This is a genomic window from Streptomyces sp. ALB3, assembly GCF_044385685.1.
Lineage (GTDB): Bacteria > Actinomycetota > Actinomycetes > Streptomycetales > Streptomycetaceae > Streptomyces.
Genome location: NZ_JBISCE010000028.1, coordinates 20,281 through 38,220, shown reverse-complemented (window position 1 = coordinate 38,220; position 17,940 = coordinate 20,281). Strand labels below are relative to the sequence as shown.

The window sequence follows — 17,940 nt, the reverse complement described above, 5'->3', positions numbered from 1 at the left end:
GGTCAGCCCACCGGGATCATGGTGGCGATGGCGTCCTTCACCGACTGCACCTGCGGTCCGATGATGACCTGCACGTTGTGGCCGTCGAGCTTGATCACCCCGATGGCGCCGAGCTTCTTCAGCCGTGCCTCGTCGACCTGTCCGGCGTCCTGCACCGTCATGCGCAGACGGGTGATGCAGTTGTCCAGGGACCTGATGTTGCCGGCGCCGCCGATCGCGTCGAGGATGGCGGCAGCGTCGTACTTCCCCGCGACGAGCTCCCGCGCGGGTCCCTCCGTCCCCTCCTGGGCGGAGTCCTCACCGTCCGCGTCGCCGGGCTCCGGCTCCTCACGGCCAGGCGTCCTGAGGTCGAAGCGCGTGATCGCCCAGCGGAAGAGGAAGTAGTACACGGCGAACCACACAGCCGCGATCACCGGAACCAGGTACCACTTGGTCGTCGAGCCCTGAAGGACCCCGAAGACGAGCCAGTCGATGACATTGCCGTCGGTGTTGCCGATGAAGACTCCCAGCACGGCCGCCGTGAGGAAGCCGAGGCCCACCAGGACCGCGTGGACGGCGTAGAGCCACGGCGCGACGAACAGGAAGAGGAACTCCAGCGGCTCCGTGATGCCGCCGACGACGCAGGCCACCACGCCCGAGATGAGCAGAGCCTTGATCTCCGGGCGCATCTCCCTCCTCGCGCAGTGGTACATCGCGAGCGCGGCGCCCGGCAGACCGCCCAGATACGACGCCATCTTGCCCTGGGAGAGGAAGTGCGTCGCGTCGGTGACGGCTGCGTCCGGCGAGCCCGCGCAGTCGAGGTGCGCGTAGAACATGTTCAGGGCCCCGGAGACGTTGTCCCCGCACACGGCTCCCGAACCGCCGACGTCGGTGAACCGGAACATGGCCACGAGGATGTGGTGGAGCCCGATCGGCCGCAGCAGCACCTCTCCCATGCCGAAGAAGAAGGGTCCGAAGACACCGGTGTGCCCGATGCCGCGCCCCACGGCGGTGATCCAGCCGTTGAAGGCCGGCCACACCAGGGGAATGAGCAGACCGGCGGCGCTCAGGACGAGAGCCGAAATGATCGGGACGAAGCGCAGTCCGCCGAAGAAGGCCAGGGCGTCAGGCATCCGCTGGGTACGAAAGCGCTGGTGGAGGAGGCTGACAACGATGCCAACGGCCACAGCTCCGAGGAGGCCCGTATCGATGGACTGCACGCCCAGCACATCGGCTATGCCGTAGTGCTCGATCGCTTTCTCGTCCTCGAGATCGACGCCCCTGGCGGTGAGATGGAAGTTCACCGCGAGGTTCATGGCGGCGAAGCCGACGAAACCGGAGAACGCGGCCACACCCTTGTCCTCGCGGGCGAGTCCGAGGGGGATCGCCATCGCGAAGAGGACGGGCAGGAAGGTGAAGGCCACCAGACCCGTGCCGGCCATCCACGTGAAGACGAGGTGGAAGCCCTCGGCCTTCAGGAAGGGGAGGTTGTCGGTGACCGCCTCGCTGGAGAGCGAGGAGCCGATGCCCAGCATGATGCCGCAGAACGCGAGCAGGGCCACCGGGAGCATGAACGTCTTACCGAGACCCTGGAGGAACTCCCAGAGTGCGGCTTTGGTCTTCTGCATGTGTACGGAACTTTCGAGCCTGGGGGGACGGACCCGTGCGCTCGCCGTGGAGATGCGGGGATCCACGGGTGGCCGAGCGGCGGAAGGCATGACGCGGGGTTCGGTCCGCCTTCGCGTGACCCACCTGGGGATCGCCCGGTGAGCAGCGCCGGGCAGGGCCGTTCCACCGCACGGATCACATCACAGCAGGTCGGCGACTGTCCATGGAGCTGAGGTACCCGCCCGGGCAGTGCGCCGGACGGACCTGCGCGCCGTGTGCACCGCTCGTCGCGCGCCGTGACACAGGCTCCCCGCCCGGATCCACGTCCGGTGTTTGGCGCCACTCCCTCGGGTAAGGGGCTCAGTGATCGCCGGAGTGGACAATCCGGTGGATAGTGTTCAGAAGCTACCGAATGAGGAGGTTCGATGTCCTCGAAGCGACGTCGCAAGAAGAAGGCCCGCCGCAAGAACGGAGCGAACCACGGCAGCCGTCCGCAGACCTGAGGCGCGCCGGCACGTCGGGGGGTGGCACAGCCACCCCCTGACCGTGGTCCCGGGCGGTACCCCGCCACGCGGGCGGACGAGCTCGCGGTGATCTTCCGGGTTCCGTGTGTCGCAGGCCCACCTCCGTGGTCAGATCGTGGAACGGTCCGACGCGTCGATGACCGGTCGTCGGCCGGACAGTCCGGTCACCGTTGACGACGACACAGGAGGAGCACGTGGCTCAGCTGCTGAGAGTCCAGAACTTCAACGTCTCGAGTGACGGTGTCGGCGCCGGTGAGGACCAGAGCCTGGAGCATCCGTTCGGCCGCGCGGTCGACCCGGCGGAGCTGTTCGCCTGGGCCGGTGCCACGGCGAGCTGGCCCCGCCGCACCGATCCCGGGGGAAGCCGGGGCCTCGACGACTACTTCACGCGGGACTTCGCCCACCACATCGGTGCCGAGATCATGGGGCGCAACAAGTTCGGACCCCAGCGCGGGCCGTGGGACGACCACGAGTGGCGCGGCTGGTGGGGCGACGAGCCGCCTTTCCACACGCCGGTGTTCGTCATGACGCACCATGAGCGCCCTTCGTTCACACTCTCCGACACCACGTTCCACTTCGTCGACGGTGACCCGGCCACGGTCCTGGAGCGGGCCCGGGAGGCGGCGCGGGGCAAGGACGTCCGGCTCGGCGGCGGAGTCACCACCATCCGGGAGTTCCTGGACGCCGGCCTCGTCGACACCTTGCATGTGGCGGTCTCGCCGGTGAGGCTCGGCTCCGGGCTGCGCCTCTGGGACTCCCCGGACGAGCTGCTCGACAGGTACCACCTGGAGGCCGTGCCCAGCCCGAGCGGGGTGACGCACCACCTGTACTGGCGGAAGTGACCGGACCTCAGGTCCGGGGCCGCCACCCCGCGTCCCAGGGCTGCCGCGCCGGGCCGGCCGGTCGGAGGCGGCCGACCGGCCCGGCGCGCCCGTGTTCAGGTGAGCAGCTGATTGCGGTGGGAGACGCGGCGGGCGGCGGCCAGCAGGGCGTGGATCTGAGGGCCGGCCTGGTCGAGGCGGGCCACGGGCTTCGGGAACGGCAGGCGGGCGTCGCGGTGGGCGCCTGGATACTCCAGACGCAGGGTCACGCCGTAACGGTCCAGCGCCAGCGGGAGAACGCGCGTCACGCCCCTCTCCGGCCGGGGGTGCACGAGGCGCAGAAGCAGGGGGACCAGTTCGTCGTGGTCGTCCATCAGGTGGGTCAGCATGGCCGCCTCGCTGGTGGCCAGGGGGTCGGGATCCGTCTCCTGCAAGGTGTCCAGCGTGACGAAGGCGCGGCCCCCGTGGTCCTCGAACACGGCCTGGCCGAACTCCATGCAAGTGCTCTCCGTCGTCTCCGTGCTGTACGGGGCCGACAGCAGGCCGGTCACCGTGACGCGGGCGCGTGTGCGGTCCCGCACGGGCGTGGGCGCGATGTCGGTGAACTCCAGCCGGACAGGAATGCGGAGCCCTGGCTGGGCGGCGCCACCGGACTCGGACGGTTCGTGCAGATGGATATGGCCCATCGCGGCGGTGCCGTCGAGGCGGTGGACCTCGACGGGGTCGTGACCGTCGCTCACCACCGTCATCGAGTGGGCGGCGGTCAGGACCGACAGCACGCGTTCGGCGGGTGTGGGCCGGGTGGCGCGGGAGTTGAACGGACGCATCCAAGTTCTCCAGGGGAGCGGGCGGGGAGACCTCATCGCAGTTACTTAGGTTTGCCTAACCTAACCTACTTGCCCGGATTCGGACAGGAGGCCGTTCACGCCGCCCGTGAGCCGGTGGTCGGCGGCCGGTCCTCGCCGACGCATGCCGACGGCCTCGCCCGCCCCCCTCGGACCGGGGTGCCGACTGCCCCGATGGGGGTGGCGGCGGGACCGGCTGTGAGGACCGATGACGGAAGGGAGAGGTCTCCGGCATGCGCATCCGCACCACCTGCGCGGTCGGCGTCGGCCTCGCGAACGGAACGCGCGATTCGACGGTGTTCGTTCGTCCCCCAGGAACACCGGTGACGACGCGCCGGCCGTGCGGTCGAGCAAGTACGTGAAGAACCCGCCGGTGGACATCGGCCATGACGACCACTGCGGAGATGACGGCGCCCCCGATCGTGTTGCCGTGACCGCCGTGGACCGCGATGCCGTTGGCCCTCCACGGCAGCTGGATCGTGTTGTCACGGAAATCCACGACTCGACCTGCGACGGGATCCAGTTCACGTCGGGCGGCGGCTCCGTGCCCGGAGCGCGCATCTCGCACGTGCGTATCGACCCCTCCGCCAACGGGTCCGGGATCCTGGCCCACGGAGGTGCCCGGGGCAGTGCGGCCCTGACGGAGGTGACATCACCGGCTCGGCCGACGGCGACGTCGTGGCCGACCCGGATCCCGGTTCGCCGGCAACGGCGGCGGCCCGGAGGTGGACCGGTCCTGCTCCCGGACTCCACCGGACGCGACCCGGCCTGCCGACCGGCCCGCCGTCGAAGGGCTCCGGCCGGGGAAGCGGGGCCCGGCGTGGGGCGACCTTGCGGCCGGGCGCGCCTCACATGAGCTCGACCAGGCCCCGGTACGGCTCCAGCCGTTCGTCCTCCGGGCCGAGCTCGGTCACCAGGACGTCCACGTCGTCCAGTGCCAGGCATCTGGCCACGGCCCGGTGGCCCAGCTTCGAGGAGTCGACGGCCAGGACGGTCCGCCGGGAGACAGCCGCGAAAGCCCGCTTCACCGCTGCCTCGTCGGCGGTGAACTCGGTCGTGCCGACGGAGGCGTCCAGGTACGTCGCGGAGAGGAAGCAGGTGTGCAGCGCGAACTGCTGGAGCGTCACCTGGGCCAGCGGACCCACCAGGCTGCCGGTGTGCAGGTCCGCGGTGCCGCCGGTGGCGTACGCCCTGCAGCCGGGGGACCTGGACAGGGTGTGGAAGGTCTCGACGCCCGTGGTCACCGCCGTCAGGTCGCGCACCGGTCGCTCCAGCAGGCACCGTGCGAGGCTGTGGACGGTGGTCGAACCATCGAGGCCTATACCGCCCTTGTCCGGCACGAGAGCCATCAGCTTCGCGGCGATCAGGTCCTTGGCGGCTGCGGACCGGCCGAGACGGTGGTCGAACGTCCAGGCGTCCACGGGCACGGCTCCGCCACGGACCCGGCGGATCTCGTTCCGCTGTTCCAGCACCTGGAGATCGCGTCGGATGGTCATCGTGCTGACCCCGCAGCCACGGGCCAGGTCGTCGACGCGCCGCACCCCCTCACGGAGTGCTGCGACGATCGACGCCCGTCTGTGGTCGCCCTCGGCGGTGGTCTCCTCTGACATGGTCTGTTTCTACCACAGTGAACATCACGGCCCCGGAGTACCCGCGTGGTCACCCCGGGGCCGCCATCCCCGGCCCCGGGCCCCAAGGCGTACACCCGTCCGGCCGGGCCGCAGGAGACTGCCGGGTTTCAGCCACTCGCCAGAGGTGTGACGAGTGTGTTCCTTTTTCCGGCAACAGAACATTGCGGAAGGGCGGACCGCGGGTGCAGGGCGCCCCGATCCGGCCTGTCGGGAGGAGCGCCCCGCGGCATGCACGGCGACGGCGAGAGCCGCGTTCCGTGCGCGATGCGTCTGCCCGCCTACGGCCGCGCGCCGGAAGGTGAGGGTCCGCCCTCCGTCCGCAGCGCCGTGAGGACGGCCAGCGGAGTCGCCGCCGCCCACGCCTGCGGCGAGCACGAGTGCGGGTACGGCACGGGGCGGGGGTACTGGGTGCGGGAGTAGCCCGCCATCACCTCGGGCAGCCGGTGACCGTGGTGTGCCGAGGCTTCCAGCAGGCCCAGGGCGACCGTTCGTGCCTCGTCCGCCAGCCCGCACCGCGCCAGACCGAGCAGGATGACCGCGTTGTCGTGCGGCCAGCAGGTGCCCCGGTGGTACGAGAGGGGGTGGTACCCGGGCTGACCGGACGCCAGCGTACGGATGGCCCAGCCGGAGAAGAAGTCGGATTCCAGCAGGCGCCGTCCCACACGCTGTGCGTGCCGTTCGTCCAGGATGCCCGACCACAGCAGGTGCCCGGCGTCCGAGGCGAGCGAGTCGACCTGCCGGCCACGGCCGTCCAGTGCCAGGGCCGGGAAGTCGGGACCACTCATCCAGAAGTCCCGCAGGAACCGGACCCGCAGATCCGCGGCAGCGCTCTCGAGCCGGTCGGCGTACTCGGCGTCGTCCCACACCGTGCGGGCCAGCCGGGCGGTGCGTACCAGCGCGTCGTACGCGTACCCCTGTGCCTCCGACACGGCTATCGGGCCCTCCGCCTGGGTGCCGTCGAGGAAGCAGACGGCGCCGTCGGAGTCCTTCCAGTTCTGGTTCACCAGGCCCTGTGGGTCGGGCGAGTAGACCAGGTAGCCGCCGCCGTCCAGGCCGCCGTCACGGAACATCCAGGCCACGGCGGCCCGTGCGTGCCGCTCGAGGCGGGAGGCGAGGGCGGGGTCACCCGTTGCCTCGGTGTACTCGTCCAGGAGCACGAGGAAGAGCGGGGTGGCATCCACCGAGCCGTAGTAACGGCCGTACGGCACCTGACGGAAATGGGCCAGTTCGCCGTGCCGGATCTCGTGCACGATGCGCCCCGGCTGCTCGCCCCGGCCGGTGTCGTACTCCGTGCCCTGAGTCGCCGCGAGTGCGCGCAGGGTCCCCTCCGCCAGCTCCGGCCGGTAGGGCAGCGCGAAGAGGGAGGTGAACAGGGAGTCCCGGCCGAAGAGAGTGAGGAACCAGGGGATCCCGGCCCCCGGCACGCGGACCTGCTCACCGTCCGGACCGGTGGCGGGGACCCGCAGGGCCGCGAGGTCGCTCAGCCCGCGCGCGCAGGCGGCGGCGAGGTCCGCGGGTGCGTCCGGCGGCATGGCCGGCGCAGCGCCCACGAAGGCGGAGACGTCCGCCGCGTGCTCGCCGACGGCTTCACCCGGGGAGCCGGCCAGGGCCGGTGCGGGTGCGCCGTGGGCGTACGCCGTGACGGTGAGCAGGAGTTCGGCCGTGCCGTGGGCGGGCAGCTCCAGGTGCCAGTCGAGGCGGTGGGCCGTGCCCTGCGGATCCAGGGGCCGGACGGACGCCGGGGCGGGGGAGGCGCACACCGACGTACGGGACAGCCACTCACCGCGTTCGTAGGTGAACGCCACTCCTTTCGAGTGGGCGCTCGCCGTGTGCAGGGCGTCGGCCTTCACGTACCGGCGCTTGTCGGAGCGCAGCTCGAACTGGTCGGCGAAGTCGGCGTCCGCGGTCAGGGAGAGGAGGGCGGTGACGGGCTCCGGACGGTTGCTGACCAGCCGCAGACGTTCCGTCAGCAGGCCGGAGTCGACGGCCTGCTCACGGAAGACGGTGCAGGCCGCCGGCTCGTCCCTGGTCCCCGGGGGAGTGAGGATGCACAGAGCGGACGCGTCCCCGGACGACGGCACGAGTACGGCCGGCGCGGCGCCGTCCACGGTCAGTGCCCACCGGCTCAAGTGCCGGGCGTCGCGATGGAACAGGCCGTCGGGGGAGGTGCCGCGGCGGCCGCTCACACCCCCGTCGGCTCCCAGGACGGCGAAGGTGCCCGCGCGGACCAGGGTGGTATCCGCTGTGCTCACGTACGTGCTCCGATCGGAAGGACGCTCGTCCGGCAGGCGGGGACGGAGCCGGCGGCAGGCCGCGCCGCGGCCAGCAGGTCCAGGGTGAGGGCGGCCGTCCAGCCGAAGGAACGGGTGCCGCGGGCCTGGGCCGTGAGCGGGTCCACGTACTCGGCGAACGAGCTGGCACCGGCGGCGTCGAGCATCGCCGTGCGCAGCGCGTCAGCGGCGCGGGCCTGCCCGTACTGGCGCAGACCGCGTTCCAGCAGCCAGTTGGTGTTGAACCAGGCCGGACCGCGCCAGTAGCGGGAGGGGTCGAAGGCGTGCCCGGTGATGTCGTACGACGGTGCCATCGGGACCTCGCCGAGACGGAAGCCCGAGCCCGTGGCCGTGCCGATGAGGGCGTCCACGACGTGCCGGGGGAGACCGGGGACGATGAGGGGGACGAGTCCGGCGACGCTGCGCTCGGGGATCAGCCCGCCGCCGACCAGGTCGCGGCAGAGGAACATGCCGTCGGCCGGCGACCAGAGCCGCTCCACCAGAGCCTCGGTGAGGTGTGCCGCCCGCGCCTCGTGGGGGGCGGGGTCCGCGCCGATGCCGGCGGCGATCCGGGCGAGGGCGTGCTGCGAGACGATCAGCAGGGCGTTGGCGCAGGGGTCCTCGACTGCGAAGGCGTGCTCACCCGGCACGTCCGCGTACCCGTTGTCCCGGTAGTCGGCGGCGAGCCGCACATACCGTCCGTAGTCCAGGTCGGTGGGGCGTTCCGAGGCCTGTCCGTGGTCGAGGTCGGCGCGCCGGTACGAGCCGGGGGCGGCAGGCTCGACGCGCAGCAACGGGCCGTCCCAGCAGGGGCTGTTGTCCATGCCGGGCTCCCACGGGTGCACCATGGCCGCCAGTCCGCCGCCGCCGAGGTCGCGTGGGCCCGTGAGGTAGTCGTGCCAGGCCACGAGGCGGTCGTACACACGGGGCAGGAAGCCGCGGCTGCGTGAGGCCTCAGGGTCCGACTGGTGGACGAGCCAGGCGGCCAGCGCGTGCACCGGGGGCTGCACGATGCCGGAGGTCTCGGTGCCGGCGGGGGCGCCTGCCGGGGCCCCCGCCGTCGACGAGCGCCAGAAGTCGGGGCTCGGGAAGTACGCGTCGAGGGGCACCGCCGGACTGAAGACGATGTGGGGAACGCGTCCGTCGGCCCACTGCGCGCCCAGCAGGCTCTCCAACTCGCGCTGGGCACGGCGCACCGACAGGTGGCGGAGCCCGATCGCGATGAAGGCCGAGTCCCAGCTCCACTGGTGCGGATACAGGCCGCGCGACGGGACCGTGGAGGAACCGGTCCAGTTGGCCAGGAGTACCCGTGCCGCGCCGCGCCGAAGGGTCAGGTCGTCGGAGGCGGCGGGCACGGGGGATTCGAGCAGCGACGTCACGCGCCGGCCCTCCGGAGGAACGCGGGGATGGAGCGCACTGCGGCGAGGGGGTCCCCGGTCAGCCGGCACTCGGCGGCGAGGTAGCCCTCGTAGCCGATGCTGTGCAGGGCGCCGATCCAGGCCGGCCAGTCGAGGTGGCCGGCCCCGGGCTGGAAGCGGTTCGAGTCACTGACCTGGGCGTGGCCGATGTAGGGGGCAGCCGCCAGTATGGACGCCGAGGGGTCGGGCTCCTCGATGTTCATGTGGTAGCTGTCCACGCCGATGCGGACGGAGTCCAGGCCTACGGTACGGATCAGGTCGACGGCCTGCTCCAGCCGGTTGACCATGTGGTCCTCGTAGCGGTTGAGCGGCTCCAGGTAGAGGGTGACGCCCTCGCGGCGCGCGTGCGTGCCCAGCTCGGAGAGGCCGGACAGCAACACCTCGCGGTCCTGTTCCTCGGTGCGCGGCGGCTCGAACGGGGGGAGCCTGCGGGAGAACATCCCGTAGGACGCGGGGGTCTGTACGCCCAGCGCTCCGATCTCGGCCGCGACGGAGAGCTGCGACTTCATCTGCTCCAGCGCGTCACGGCGCAGGTCGTCGTCGAACGCGGCGAAGAAGTGCAGCATGTCGACACAGACCGTCGGCATGACCACGCCGTCGGCGAGTGCCCGCTTCAGCTCGGGCAGGCGGTCGCGGAAGTGGAAGTCGCCCTTGGACCGCAGCTCCACGGCGTCGTAGCCGGCGTCCTGGGCGAAGGCCCATTTCTCCTGGAGCGTGTCACCGGGGAGGAGCTGTTCCTGGCAGGCGGTTTTCAGCATGAGGTGCCTTTCGGCGCCGACGGAGGGCGCGCGCTGGGGTTCTGACTGTGCGTACGGGTGGGCTGTCTGCCGTGTCGCCGGCTCGCCGGTTCAGAACTCCAGCACGACCTGCAGGGCGTCGGCGGGGGTCTCGTCGAGCAGCACGTACGCGTCGGCGGCCTCCGCCACCGGGACGACGTGACTGACCAGGGACTTCACATCGACCTGCCCTTCCGCGACCAGCGAGAGGAAGGTCCGCTGGAGCCGCTCGACGGTCCAGCGTCCCGCCAGCTGCGGGGGGACCCCGCCGATCTGGGAGCAGATCAGCTGTACCCGGTTGTGGTGGAACTCGTCGCCGAGGCGCAGGCCGGCGCCGTCCCCCTGGTAGAAACCGGACGCGACGACACGGCCGCCGACGGTCACGGAGCGCACGGCCTCGTGCAGGGCCGGGTACACACCACTGATCTCGATGGCCACATCGGCGCCCGCCCCGCCGGTGGCGGCCCGGATGCGTTCGGCGACGCTGTCGGTGCGGGCGTTGAGGGTGTGCCGCGCACCGTACGCGCGGGCCGTCGCGAGGCGGCCGTCGAGCGCGTCCACCGCGGTGACGCGCGCCCCGTTGAGCTGGGCGAGGCGGGTGGTCAGCAGGCCGATGACGCCCTGGCCGAAGACGGCCACGTCCTCGCCCAGGTGGATGTCGGCGGCCAGGATCGCGTTGTACGCGATGGCACCGACCCGGGCGAAGGCCCCCGCGAGCGGTTCGAGACCGGCGGGAAGTGTGTGGCCGGCCATGCGCTCGGCCGGGACGACGCCCTCGCTGCGGTGGCCCCAGATGCCCCAGACCAGATCGCCCGTGACGGGCATGCCCGGCGTGCCGACGAGTTCGGGTGAGACCTCGGTCACCTCGCCGACCTCGGAGTAGCCCCAGCCGGCCACCGGGTACTCGATACCGGCGGCGCCGTCACGGAAGATCCGGGCCTCCGCGTCCCAAGTGCGCGTCAGGTATGGGTTCGTACCCCTGTATGCGGTTAGTTCGGTTCCTGCCGAAATGCCGGAATAGCGGGTCCGGACCCGCAGGTGCCCGGCGGGCAGCGGAGCGCTCTCGTGCTCGGCGACTTCGACCTGACGGGGGCCGGTGAACTGGACGACGCGTTCCACGAAGGGCTCCGGTAGTGCTGGGAGGGGGTGTTGCTCGCTGACTTCAGTCGAAGATATCTCAGAGTTATGTCTTGTCAACAAACAAAAGTAGTGCTGAGATGCATCAGGAAAATGCGTAAGTGGCGTGAGGACACAGCATGGTGATGAAGACCCGACGGTCGAGGGCGACCCTGTTCGGGCTCGCCGCGACCCTGGCCGCCGGTCTGCTGGCCGGCTGCTCCGGCAGCTCGGGCCCCGCGCGGCCGGACAACAGGATCACGGTGTGGTCGCAGGAGAACCTGCCGCCCCGTATGGCGGCGACCAGAAAGGTCATCAGCCGTTTCGAGAAGGAGAGCGGCGTCCAGGTCGATCTCGTCGGCGTGGACGAGGCCCAGCTGCCGCAGCTGATCATGTCCGCGGCGGCGGCCGGCAAGCTCCCGGACGTGATCGGGGCGGTCCCGATGGGCCAGGTCTGGCAGATGTACGGCAACGGCCTGCTCAACACCGAGGTCGCCGACCGCATCGTGAAGGATCTGCGGCCGGCCACGTTCAACAGCAACGCGCTCGCGCTGACCTCCGACCGCGGTACGCGGCTCGGCGTCCCCTCCGACGCCTGGCTCCAGATCCTCGTCTACCGCAAGGACCTGTTCGCCGAGGCAGGGCTCGACGCCCCGGACGACTACGCGAGCGCCCTGAAGGCCGCCGCGTCCCTCGACAAGGGCGGCCGGGACGGCATCTCCCTGGCGACCGACCCCTCGGACGTCTTCACCCAGCAGAGCTTCGAGGACCTCGCCCTGGCCAACGGCTGCGAGCTGGTCGACGAGGCGGGCGAGCCCGCTCTCGACTCCCGGGCGTGCCGCAACGCCTTCGCGGCGTACGACGACCTCGCGCGCGAGCACGGAGCGCCCGGCACCCAGAGCGTGGACACCACCCGGGCCACGTACTTCGCGGGCAAGTCGTCGATGATGATCTGGTCGTCCTTCCTCCTGGACGAGCTGGCGGGCCTGCGGTCGGACGCGCTGCCCAGCTGCCCGGAGTGCGGGAAGGACCCGAAGTTCCTGGCCCGCAACACCGGTGTCGTCACGTCCTTGAAGGGCCCCGACGGCAAGGAACCCGCCCAGTTCGGCGAGATCACGTCCTGGGCCGTCACCAGGACCGCCGAGACGGACGCCTCCGGCAAGTTCATCGAGTACATGATGGGCAAGGGGTACGCCGACTGGTTCGGCATGGCGCCCGAGGGCAAGATCCCCGTCCGTACCGGCACGGCCGACTCCCCGGACTCCTTCGAGCGGGCCTGGCGTGCCAGCGTCATGGGCGTCGACCGCCGCGAGTCCATGCAGAAGGCCTACCCCCCGGCCCTCCTGGACCGGCTCGTCACCGGAGTCGGCGCAATGAAGCGGTGGGGTCTGACCCAGGGGCAGGGCACCCTCGTCGGCGCCACCAACGGTGAACTCCCCGTCGCCAAGGCCATCGGGGCGATGACCAGCGGCCAGCTCACGCCCGACGAGGCCGCCGAGGAGGCCGACGACGAAGTGACCGCCCTCCAGAAGTCCCTCCAGTAGCCGCACGCCGCTCCCTCACGAGGTAACCGACCCATGAGCACAACCCAGAGCGGCGCAAAGAAGCGCCGCGTCCCGCCGCAGAGTTCCAGCAGGCGGGAGAACCGCGCAGGCCTGGCCTTCGTGACCCCCACCTTCCTGGTGGTCCTGGTCGTGGTGATCCTGCCGATCCTGTGGACCGTCCTGCTCGCCTTCCAGAACGCCAAGCTGGTCGACATCCAGGAGAACGGCCTCTTCGGCCGCTGGACCTTGGACAACTTCTCCCAGGTCTTCGGCTCCCCCGGCTTCTGGAGCAGTCTCGGCACCACGCTCCTCTACACCGTCGGCTCCACCGCCGGTTCCGTGGTCCTCGGGCTCATCGCCGCCCTCGCCCTGCGCAGGCCCTTCCGAGGCCGGGGCGCCCTGCGCGCGGCCATGCTCCTGCCGTACGTCGCGCCGGTGGTCGCCGTCTCCTTCGTATGGGAAGTCGCACTCAGCCCCCAGTACGGCATCGTGAACGAATGGGGCCGCACACTCTTCGGGTGGGACGACCCCATCGCCTTCCTGTCCACCCGCTCCTACGACGTGGGCGTCTTCGGACTCCACTTCGACGTTCCGCTGGCGCTGCTCACCGTCATCGCCTTCGAGACGTGGCGCTACTTTCCGTTCGCCTTCCTCTTCATGCTCGCCCGCCTCCAGGCGGTCCCGGCCGGTCTGGAGGAGGCTGCCGAGGTCGACGGCGCCACGCTGTCCCAGCGCTTCCGGCACATCCTGCTGCCGCAGCTGATGCCCGTCATCGCGCTGCTGTCCGTGCTGCGCTTCATCATGACGTTCAACAAGTTCGACGACATCTACCTGCTCACCGGAGGCGGCTCCGGCACGGACGTCGTGGCCGTCCGCGTCTACGACTTCCTCACCTCGCGCTTCGACGTCGGAGCCGCCTCGGCCCAGGCGCTCGTCCTGGCCGTCGTGCTCATGGTCCTCCTGGGCGTCTACTTCAAGTTCTTCGGCAAGAAGATGCAGGAGGAATCGGCATGAGCCCCACACCGACCATGACCCGCGAACAGGCGGAGGGCAGCGCCCGCCCGCAGCCCCCGGCCCGGCGCCCCCGGCCGAGGATGACCCGCGCCCAGTTCGAGGAACGGTTCTTCGGAGTCCTGCGCCGGGTGGTGATCGCCTTCCTCGCGGCGATCACGATCGTGCCCTTCTACTACATGCTGATGCTGTCGGTGAAGCCCATCGACGCCCTGCTCCTGGACCCGGGCAACCTCTGGGTCTCCGCCAGGGACTTCACGCTCGCCACGTACGAGAGCGTCCTCAAGTCCTCGGAGGAGGGCGGCCAGGGATTCCTCGGCATGCTCCTGAACTCCGCGCTCGTCGCCGTGGCCACGGTGCTCCTCACGCTGGCCGCCGCCGTGCCGGGGGCGTACGCCGTCAGCAGGCTGAAGTTCTTCGGCAACCGTCAGGTCAGCGCTGTCTTCCTGGCCGTCTACCTCTTCCCGGCCACCCTGCTGGCCGTCCCGCTCTTCGTCATGTTCGCGAAGATGGGGCTGTCCGGAAGCCTGGTCGGGCTCGCCATCGTGTACATCGCGCAGACCGTCCCGGTCTCGATCTACATGCTGAAGAACTACTTCGTCACCATCCCGTTCAGCATCGAGGAGGCGGCGGCGATCGACGGCGCGTCACGCCTGCAGACGGTACGCAAGATCGTCCTGCCGCTCGCACTGCCGACCCTCATGGCCACCGGGCTGTACGTTTTCATGATCGCCTGGAACGAGTTCCTGTTCGCTCTCCTCTTCCTGGCGGCGGACCCCGAGCTGTGGACCGTCTCCCTGGGACTCCAGCAACTCGCCAACGGGATCGAGGTGTCCAAGACGGTCCTGATGGCCGGATCGGTCGTGCTCACCATCCCTGTGGTACTCCTGTTCTTCTCCGCCGAACGGCTCCTCACCGAGGGTCTGACCAGCGGTGCGGACAAGGGCTGACGCAGGGACCCGGAAGGCCGGCGGTCAGGCACCCACAGCCCCCGGGGCAGGCACGTACGCGACAGACAGGGCGGGACGGCGGGATGGCAGGAAACCAGGCCAGCGCGGGGCATCTGCTGCAGCTCATCCGCAGCGGGGAGGCCACCACGCGCGGAGAGCTCCAGCAGGCGACCGGTCTGTCGCGTTCCACGGTCGGACACCGGCTCGACCAGCTGTTCGGAGCGGGCTGGCTGCGGGGCGCCACCGGCACCTCGACGGGCGGACGTCCCTCCGCCCGGCTGGAGTTCGACCCCACGCACGCCGTGGTGCTCGTCGCGGACCTTGGGACCAGGCACGCCCGCGTCGCCGTACTGGATCTGTCCGGCACGGTGCTCGCCGAGCACACCGGGGCGCTCGTCATCGCCGACGGCCCGGACCATGCCCTGGACCGGCTGGCACGCTGGTTCGGTCCGCTGCTCGACGAGGCGGGCGCAGCGGCCGAGCGCGTGTGCGGCGTCGGGCTCTCCGTGCCGGGACCGGTGGACTGGGAGTCGGCCCGGATCGTGCAGCCGCCGATCATGCCCGGCTGGGACCGCTTCCCCGTTCGGGAACGCATGCGCGAGGCCTGGATCGAGCACGTCGGTCCCCTGCCGGCCGCCGGGGCCCTGCCCGTGTTCGTCGACAACGACGCCAACCTGATGGCGCTGGCGGAGCAACGGGCCGGGTACCCCGACTGCAGCGCCTTCGTCCTGGTCAAGGCGTCCACGGGGATCGGAGCCGGTGTCGTCGTCGGCGGCGAGGTCTACCGGGGCATCGACGGCGGGGCGGGCGACATCGGCCACATCCGCCTGCACGACCGTCCCGACGCGCTCTGCATGTGCGGTTCGTACGGATGCCTCGCGGCCGTGGCCAGCGGCCGGTCCATCGCCGGGCAGCTCACCGCGGCCGGTGTGCCCACCGCGTCGGGCTCCGACGTGCGCGAGCACCTCGCCGCAGGCCAGCCGGACGCCGTCAGGCTCGCCCGTGAGGCGGGACGGCGCGTCGGCGAGGTCCTGGTCACGGTCGTCACCCTGCTCAATCCCGGTGTGCTGATGCTGAGCGGGGACCTGGCGGGCACCCCGTTCCTCACCGGAGTACGCGAACTCATCTACCAGCGCGCCATGCCGCGCACCACCGCCCACCTCCAGGTCGTCACCTCCGAACTCGGCGACAGGGCGGCCCTGCTCGGTGCCGCCCGCATGGTCGTCGACCACCTGTACGCCCCCGACCGCGCCGACTCCCGCCTCGCGGCACTGGCCCGCGCCGGCGACGGCGCCTGAACGCACCGCACCCCACCGCAGACCACGGAGAGCACCATGTCCACCGCCCCTCCCGCAGACGTCCGGCCCCACGAACCAGTCCGCGTCGGCCTGGTGGGCGCCGGCCCGTGGGCCCGCGCCATGCACGCGCGCATGCTCGCGGCCGGACCGGAGACGACACTGGCAGCGGTCTGGGCGCGCCGTCCGGAGGCCGCGGCCGAGGTCGCCGGCCCCTACGGCGCACCGGTCGCCTCGTCCTTCGACGAACTCGTCGCCCGGTGCGAGGCGGTCGCGTTCGCCGTGCCGCCCGCCGTCCAGGCCGCCCTGGCGCCGCGGGCCGCGGCAGCGGGCCGGGCCCTCCTGCTGGAGAAGCCGCTCGGCGCGGACCTCGGCGCGGCCCGCGCCGTGGCGGAGGCCGTCGCCGAACACGGTGTGGTCTCCCAGCTGGTCCTCACGAAGAGGTACCACCCGGCCACCCGCGCCTTCCTCGCCGAGGCGGCCACCCGGGAAGTGACCGGAGCCCGCTCCTGCTATCTGCACGGAGCCTTCCTCGGCGGGGAGTTCGCCACGTCCTGGCGCCTGGAGCACGGCGCGCTGCTCGACCTGGGCCCCCACCTCCTGGACATCCTCGACAGCGCGGTGGCGCCCATCGTCTCCGTACGGGCCACCGGGGACCCGCGCCGCTGGACCGAGCTCACCTGCGAGCACGAGAACGGCGCGGTCAGCCAGGCTTCCCTCTCGGGCGCCGTGCGGCTCCCGCGAGCCCGGACTCGGGTCGAACTGTTCGGCCCTGGCGAGGAGTTGGTCTACGACACCGCCGGTATCGACCACGAGGAGTGCTGGCCCGTCCTCCGGCGCGAGTTCGCCACCGCCGTGCGGACGGGCCAGGGGACCGGTATCGACGCCGCCCACGGCCTCCGCATACAGAAGCTGCTCGACCAGGCGGTCCGTACCTGACGGTCGCCCGGCCGGCCCCGGCGGTCGCGGGGTCCGGCCGGGCACTCCGGGTCCAGGTCATCCGCGGTCGTCGCCGCACAGCGCCGCGTCCACCGCACCCTGCAGATGGCGCAGGCGGGGGCCTTCGCCCGCCCACGTCGTCGTGTAGACGGTCACCGTGCCCCGGCCGCCCGTGGCCCGGCCGCCGCCCACCGAGCCGCCGGGCAGGTCGCCGCCGTGGCCCCAGTAGACGCCGCCGCAGCTGAGCGGGACCGAGGCGACCCCGTAGCCGTAGCGGCTGCCCGTCGGATAGACGTCCCGGCCGCCGACGTCGGTGGTGTCCCGGGTCATCAGGCGCACGGCCCACCCGGGCAGGAGCCGGCCGCCGAACAGGCCGTCCCAGAAGGTGTTGAGATCCCCGGGCGTGGAGACGAGCCCGCCCGAGGCCCCGAACTCGTACCCGGGCAGCTCGGTCACATCCACGACGCCCGCTTCCGGGAGTGCGGGGTGCACGCCGTAGTTCCGGGCGTGCGGCCCGCGCAGGGCCAGCTCGCCGGGCGCCGGCCAGTAGGTGTCGTCCAGGTGCAGCGGACGCAGGATCGTGCGCTCGACGTACGCGCGGAAGCCGACCCCCGACGCCTTGTCGATCACCATGCCGAGCACCAGGTAGTTGGTGTTGGAGTAGCCCCAGCCCTCCCCGGGGCGGAAGTCGGGTTCCGCGTCGAGGGCGAGGGCCAGATACTCCTGAGGGGTGCCGGCTTCGGACCAGTCGACCAGAGCCGAGTACTCCGGGAGGCCGCTGGTCTGCTTCAGCAACTGCCGCACGGTGACGGGGCTGCCGACGAGCTGGGGCACGTAGTTCCCGGCGTGGTCGTCGAGCCGTACCCGTCCGTCGGCGACCAGGCGCATGACGGCCGTCGCGGTGAACGCCTTGGTGTTACTGGCGAGGCGGAACCGCCCCTGCGGGCCGGTCATGTGCTGCCCCGTCGCTTTGTCGGCGATGCCCGCCGTGCGGGTCTCCCGGCCTCCGTGCGCCAGCGCGCCGGGGACCCCGTCCCGGTTCACGAGCAGATCCAGCTGTCGCTGCACCGGGTCGGACGGGCGGGCCGCCGCCACGGGAGCGAGTGCCCCGGTCAGCGTGGCGGCGAGCAGCAGAACTGTGGCGACGTGGTTGCGGTGCAAAGGACTTCCCCCTGAGTCGTGGCCCGTCTCGTGCGGGCCGGCCGGTCGCTCA

General features: G+C 71.4%; 15 protein-coding genes and 1 pseudogene. 8 read left to right on the top strand and 8 right to left on the bottom strand.

Features of this window, described 5'->3' with window-relative positions:
• Positions 1-2: 2 nt before the first annotated feature.
• Entirely contained in the window at positions 3-1,607 is a 1,605-nt protein-coding gene (gene malX / locus ACHFIV_RS18210) for a maltose/glucose-specific PTS transporter subunit IIBC (protein WP_398969813.1), read from the bottom strand.
• A 405-nt stretch (positions 1,608-2,012) separates the two neighbouring features.
• On the opposite strand from malX, the gene ACHFIV_RS18205 reads away from it, so the two are divergent.
• Both ACHFIV_RS18205 and ACHFIV_RS18200 read left to right on the top strand, forming a co-directional pair.
• Positions 2,013-2,090 carry a 50S ribosomal protein bL37 gene (locus tag ACHFIV_RS18205; protein WP_371604899.1) on the top strand — a complete coding sequence of 26 codons (78 nt, stop codon included), beginning with the start codon at positions 2,013-2,015 and terminating at the stop codon, positions 2,088-2,090.
• A 215-nt stretch (positions 2,091-2,305) separates the two neighbouring features.
• Positions 2,306-2,953, top strand: a complete 648-nt coding sequence (locus ACHFIV_RS18200) for a dihydrofolate reductase family protein (RefSeq protein WP_398969810.1) — start codon at positions 2,306-2,308, stop codon at positions 2,951-2,953.
• Between the two features lie 95 nt (positions 2,954-3,048).
• On the opposite strand, the gene ACHFIV_RS18195 is transcribed toward ACHFIV_RS18200, so the two are convergent.
• Positions 3,049-3,759, bottom strand: coding sequence for a DUF2470 domain-containing protein (locus ACHFIV_RS18195; protein ID WP_398969807.1), 711 nt, complete (start codon positions 3,757-3,759; stop codon positions 3,049-3,051).
• 505 nt (positions 3,760-4,264) lie between these two features.
• On the opposite strand from ACHFIV_RS18195, the pseudogene ACHFIV_RS18190 reads away from it, so the two are divergent.
• A pseudogene (locus ACHFIV_RS18190) lies at positions 4,265-4,467 on the top strand (hypothetical protein); the annotation flags it as partial.
• A gap of 158 nt (positions 4,468-4,625) precedes the next feature.
• Here ACHFIV_RS18190 and ACHFIV_RS18185 read toward each other — a convergent pair.
• From ACHFIV_RS18185 to ACHFIV_RS18165, 5 genes are all read right to left on the bottom strand, one after another.
• Entirely contained in the window at positions 4,626-5,387 is a 762-nt protein-coding gene (locus ACHFIV_RS18185) for a DeoR/GlpR family DNA-binding transcription regulator (protein ID WP_398969804.1), read from the bottom strand.
• 299 nt (positions 5,388-5,686) lie between these two features.
• Positions 5,687-7,660: an amylo-alpha-1,6-glucosidase gene (locus ACHFIV_RS18180; RefSeq protein WP_398969801.1), complete on the bottom strand. Its 1,974-nt coding sequence runs from the start codon at positions 7,658-7,660 to the stop codon at positions 5,687-5,689.
• A complete protein-coding gene (locus tag ACHFIV_RS18175) occupies positions 7,657-9,057 on the bottom strand; it encodes an MGH1-like glycoside hydrolase domain-containing protein (RefSeq protein WP_398969799.1) in 1,401 nt (466 codons plus the stop codon). Before ACHFIV_RS18175 ends, ACHFIV_RS18180 begins: the two co-directional genes overlap by 4 nt.
• Entirely contained in the window at positions 9,054-9,854 is an 801-nt protein-coding gene (locus ACHFIV_RS18170) for a TIM barrel protein (RefSeq protein WP_398969796.1), read from the bottom strand. The genes ACHFIV_RS18175 and ACHFIV_RS18170 overlap by 4 nt, the downstream gene beginning before the upstream one ends.
• 90 nt (positions 9,855-9,944) lie before the next feature.
• Positions 9,945-10,991: a zinc-binding alcohol dehydrogenase gene (locus tag ACHFIV_RS18165; protein WP_398969794.1), complete on the bottom strand. Its 1,047-nt coding sequence runs from the start codon at positions 10,989-10,991 to the stop codon at positions 9,945-9,947.
• A 137-nt stretch (positions 10,992-11,128) separates the two neighbouring features.
• On the opposite strand from ACHFIV_RS18165, the gene ACHFIV_RS18160 reads away from it, so the two are divergent.
• The 5 genes from ACHFIV_RS18160 (at position 11,129) to ACHFIV_RS18140 (ending at position 16,727) form a co-directional block, all read left to right on the top strand.
• Positions 11,129-12,532 (top strand): ABC transporter substrate-binding protein, encoded by a 1,404-nt coding sequence (locus tag ACHFIV_RS18160; protein WP_398969791.1) that lies wholly within the window; start codon positions 11,129-11,131, stop codon positions 12,530-12,532.
• Between the two features lie 33 nt (positions 12,533-12,565).
• Entirely contained in the window at positions 12,566-13,546 is a 981-nt protein-coding gene (locus ACHFIV_RS18155) for a carbohydrate ABC transporter permease (protein ID WP_398969788.1), read from the top strand.
• 80 nt (positions 13,547-13,626) lie between these two features.
• A complete protein-coding gene (locus ACHFIV_RS18150) occupies positions 13,627-14,493 on the top strand; it encodes a carbohydrate ABC transporter permease (RefSeq protein WP_398969908.1) in 867 nt (288 codons plus the stop codon).
• 83 nt (positions 14,494-14,576) lie between these two features.
• Positions 14,577-15,791 carry an ROK family transcriptional regulator gene (locus ACHFIV_RS18145; RefSeq protein ID WP_398969785.1) on the top strand — a complete coding sequence of 405 codons (1,215 nt, stop codon included), beginning with the start codon at positions 14,577-14,579 and terminating at the stop codon, positions 15,789-15,791.
• 36 nt (positions 15,792-15,827) lie between these two features.
• Positions 15,828-16,727 carry a Gfo/Idh/MocA family protein gene (locus tag ACHFIV_RS18140; protein ID WP_398969782.1) on the top strand — a complete coding sequence of 300 codons (900 nt, stop codon included), beginning with the start codon at positions 15,828-15,830 and terminating at the stop codon, positions 16,725-16,727.
• Positions 16,728-16,784: 57 nt separating this feature from the next.
• Here ACHFIV_RS18140 and ACHFIV_RS18135 read toward each other — a convergent pair whose 3' ends face one another.
• Positions 16,785-17,888, bottom strand: coding sequence for a serine hydrolase domain-containing protein (locus ACHFIV_RS18135; protein ID WP_398969779.1), 1,104 nt, complete (start codon positions 17,886-17,888; stop codon positions 16,785-16,787).
• Positions 17,889-17,940: the final 52 nt, after the last annotated feature.

What these genes read in the sequence shown, in the direction of transcription:
- malX (WP_398969813.1), bottom strand. Translation starts at nt 1,607, where the DNA reads ATGCAGAAGACCAAAGCCGCACTCTGGGAGTTCCTCCAGGGTCTCGGT.
- ACHFIV_RS18140 (WP_398969782.1), top strand. Translation starts at nt 15,828, where the DNA reads ATGTCCACCGCCCCTCCCGCAGACGTCCGGCCCCACGAACCAGTCCGC.
- ACHFIV_RS18170 (WP_398969796.1), bottom strand. Translation starts at nt 9,854, where the DNA reads ATGCTGAAAACCGCCTGCCAGGAACAGCTCCTCCCCGGTGACACGCTC.
- ACHFIV_RS18150 (WP_398969908.1), top strand. Translation starts at nt 13,627, where the DNA reads ATGACCCGCGCCCAGTTCGAGGAACGGTTCTTCGGAGTCCTGCGCCGG.
- ACHFIV_RS18185 (WP_398969804.1), bottom strand. Translation starts at nt 5,387, where the DNA reads ATGTCAGAGGAGACCACCGCCGAGGGCGACCACAGACGGGCGTCGATC.
- ACHFIV_RS18195 (WP_398969807.1), bottom strand. Translation starts at nt 3,759, where the DNA reads ATGCGTCCGTTCAACTCCCGCGCCACCCGGCCCACACCCGCCGAACGC.
- ACHFIV_RS18160 (WP_398969791.1), top strand. Translation starts at nt 11,129, where the DNA reads ATGGTGATGAAGACCCGACGGTCGAGGGCGACCCTGTTCGGGCTCGCC.
- ACHFIV_RS18155 (WP_398969788.1), top strand. Translation starts at nt 12,566, where the DNA reads ATGAGCACAACCCAGAGCGGCGCAAAGAAGCGCCGCGTCCCGCCGCAG.
- ACHFIV_RS18205 (WP_371604899.1), top strand. Translation starts at nt 2,013, where the DNA reads ATGTCCTCGAAGCGACGTCGCAAGAAGAAGGCCCGCCGCAAGAACGGA.
- ACHFIV_RS18145 (WP_398969785.1), top strand. Translation starts at nt 14,577, where the DNA reads ATGGCAGGAAACCAGGCCAGCGCGGGGCATCTGCTGCAGCTCATCCGC.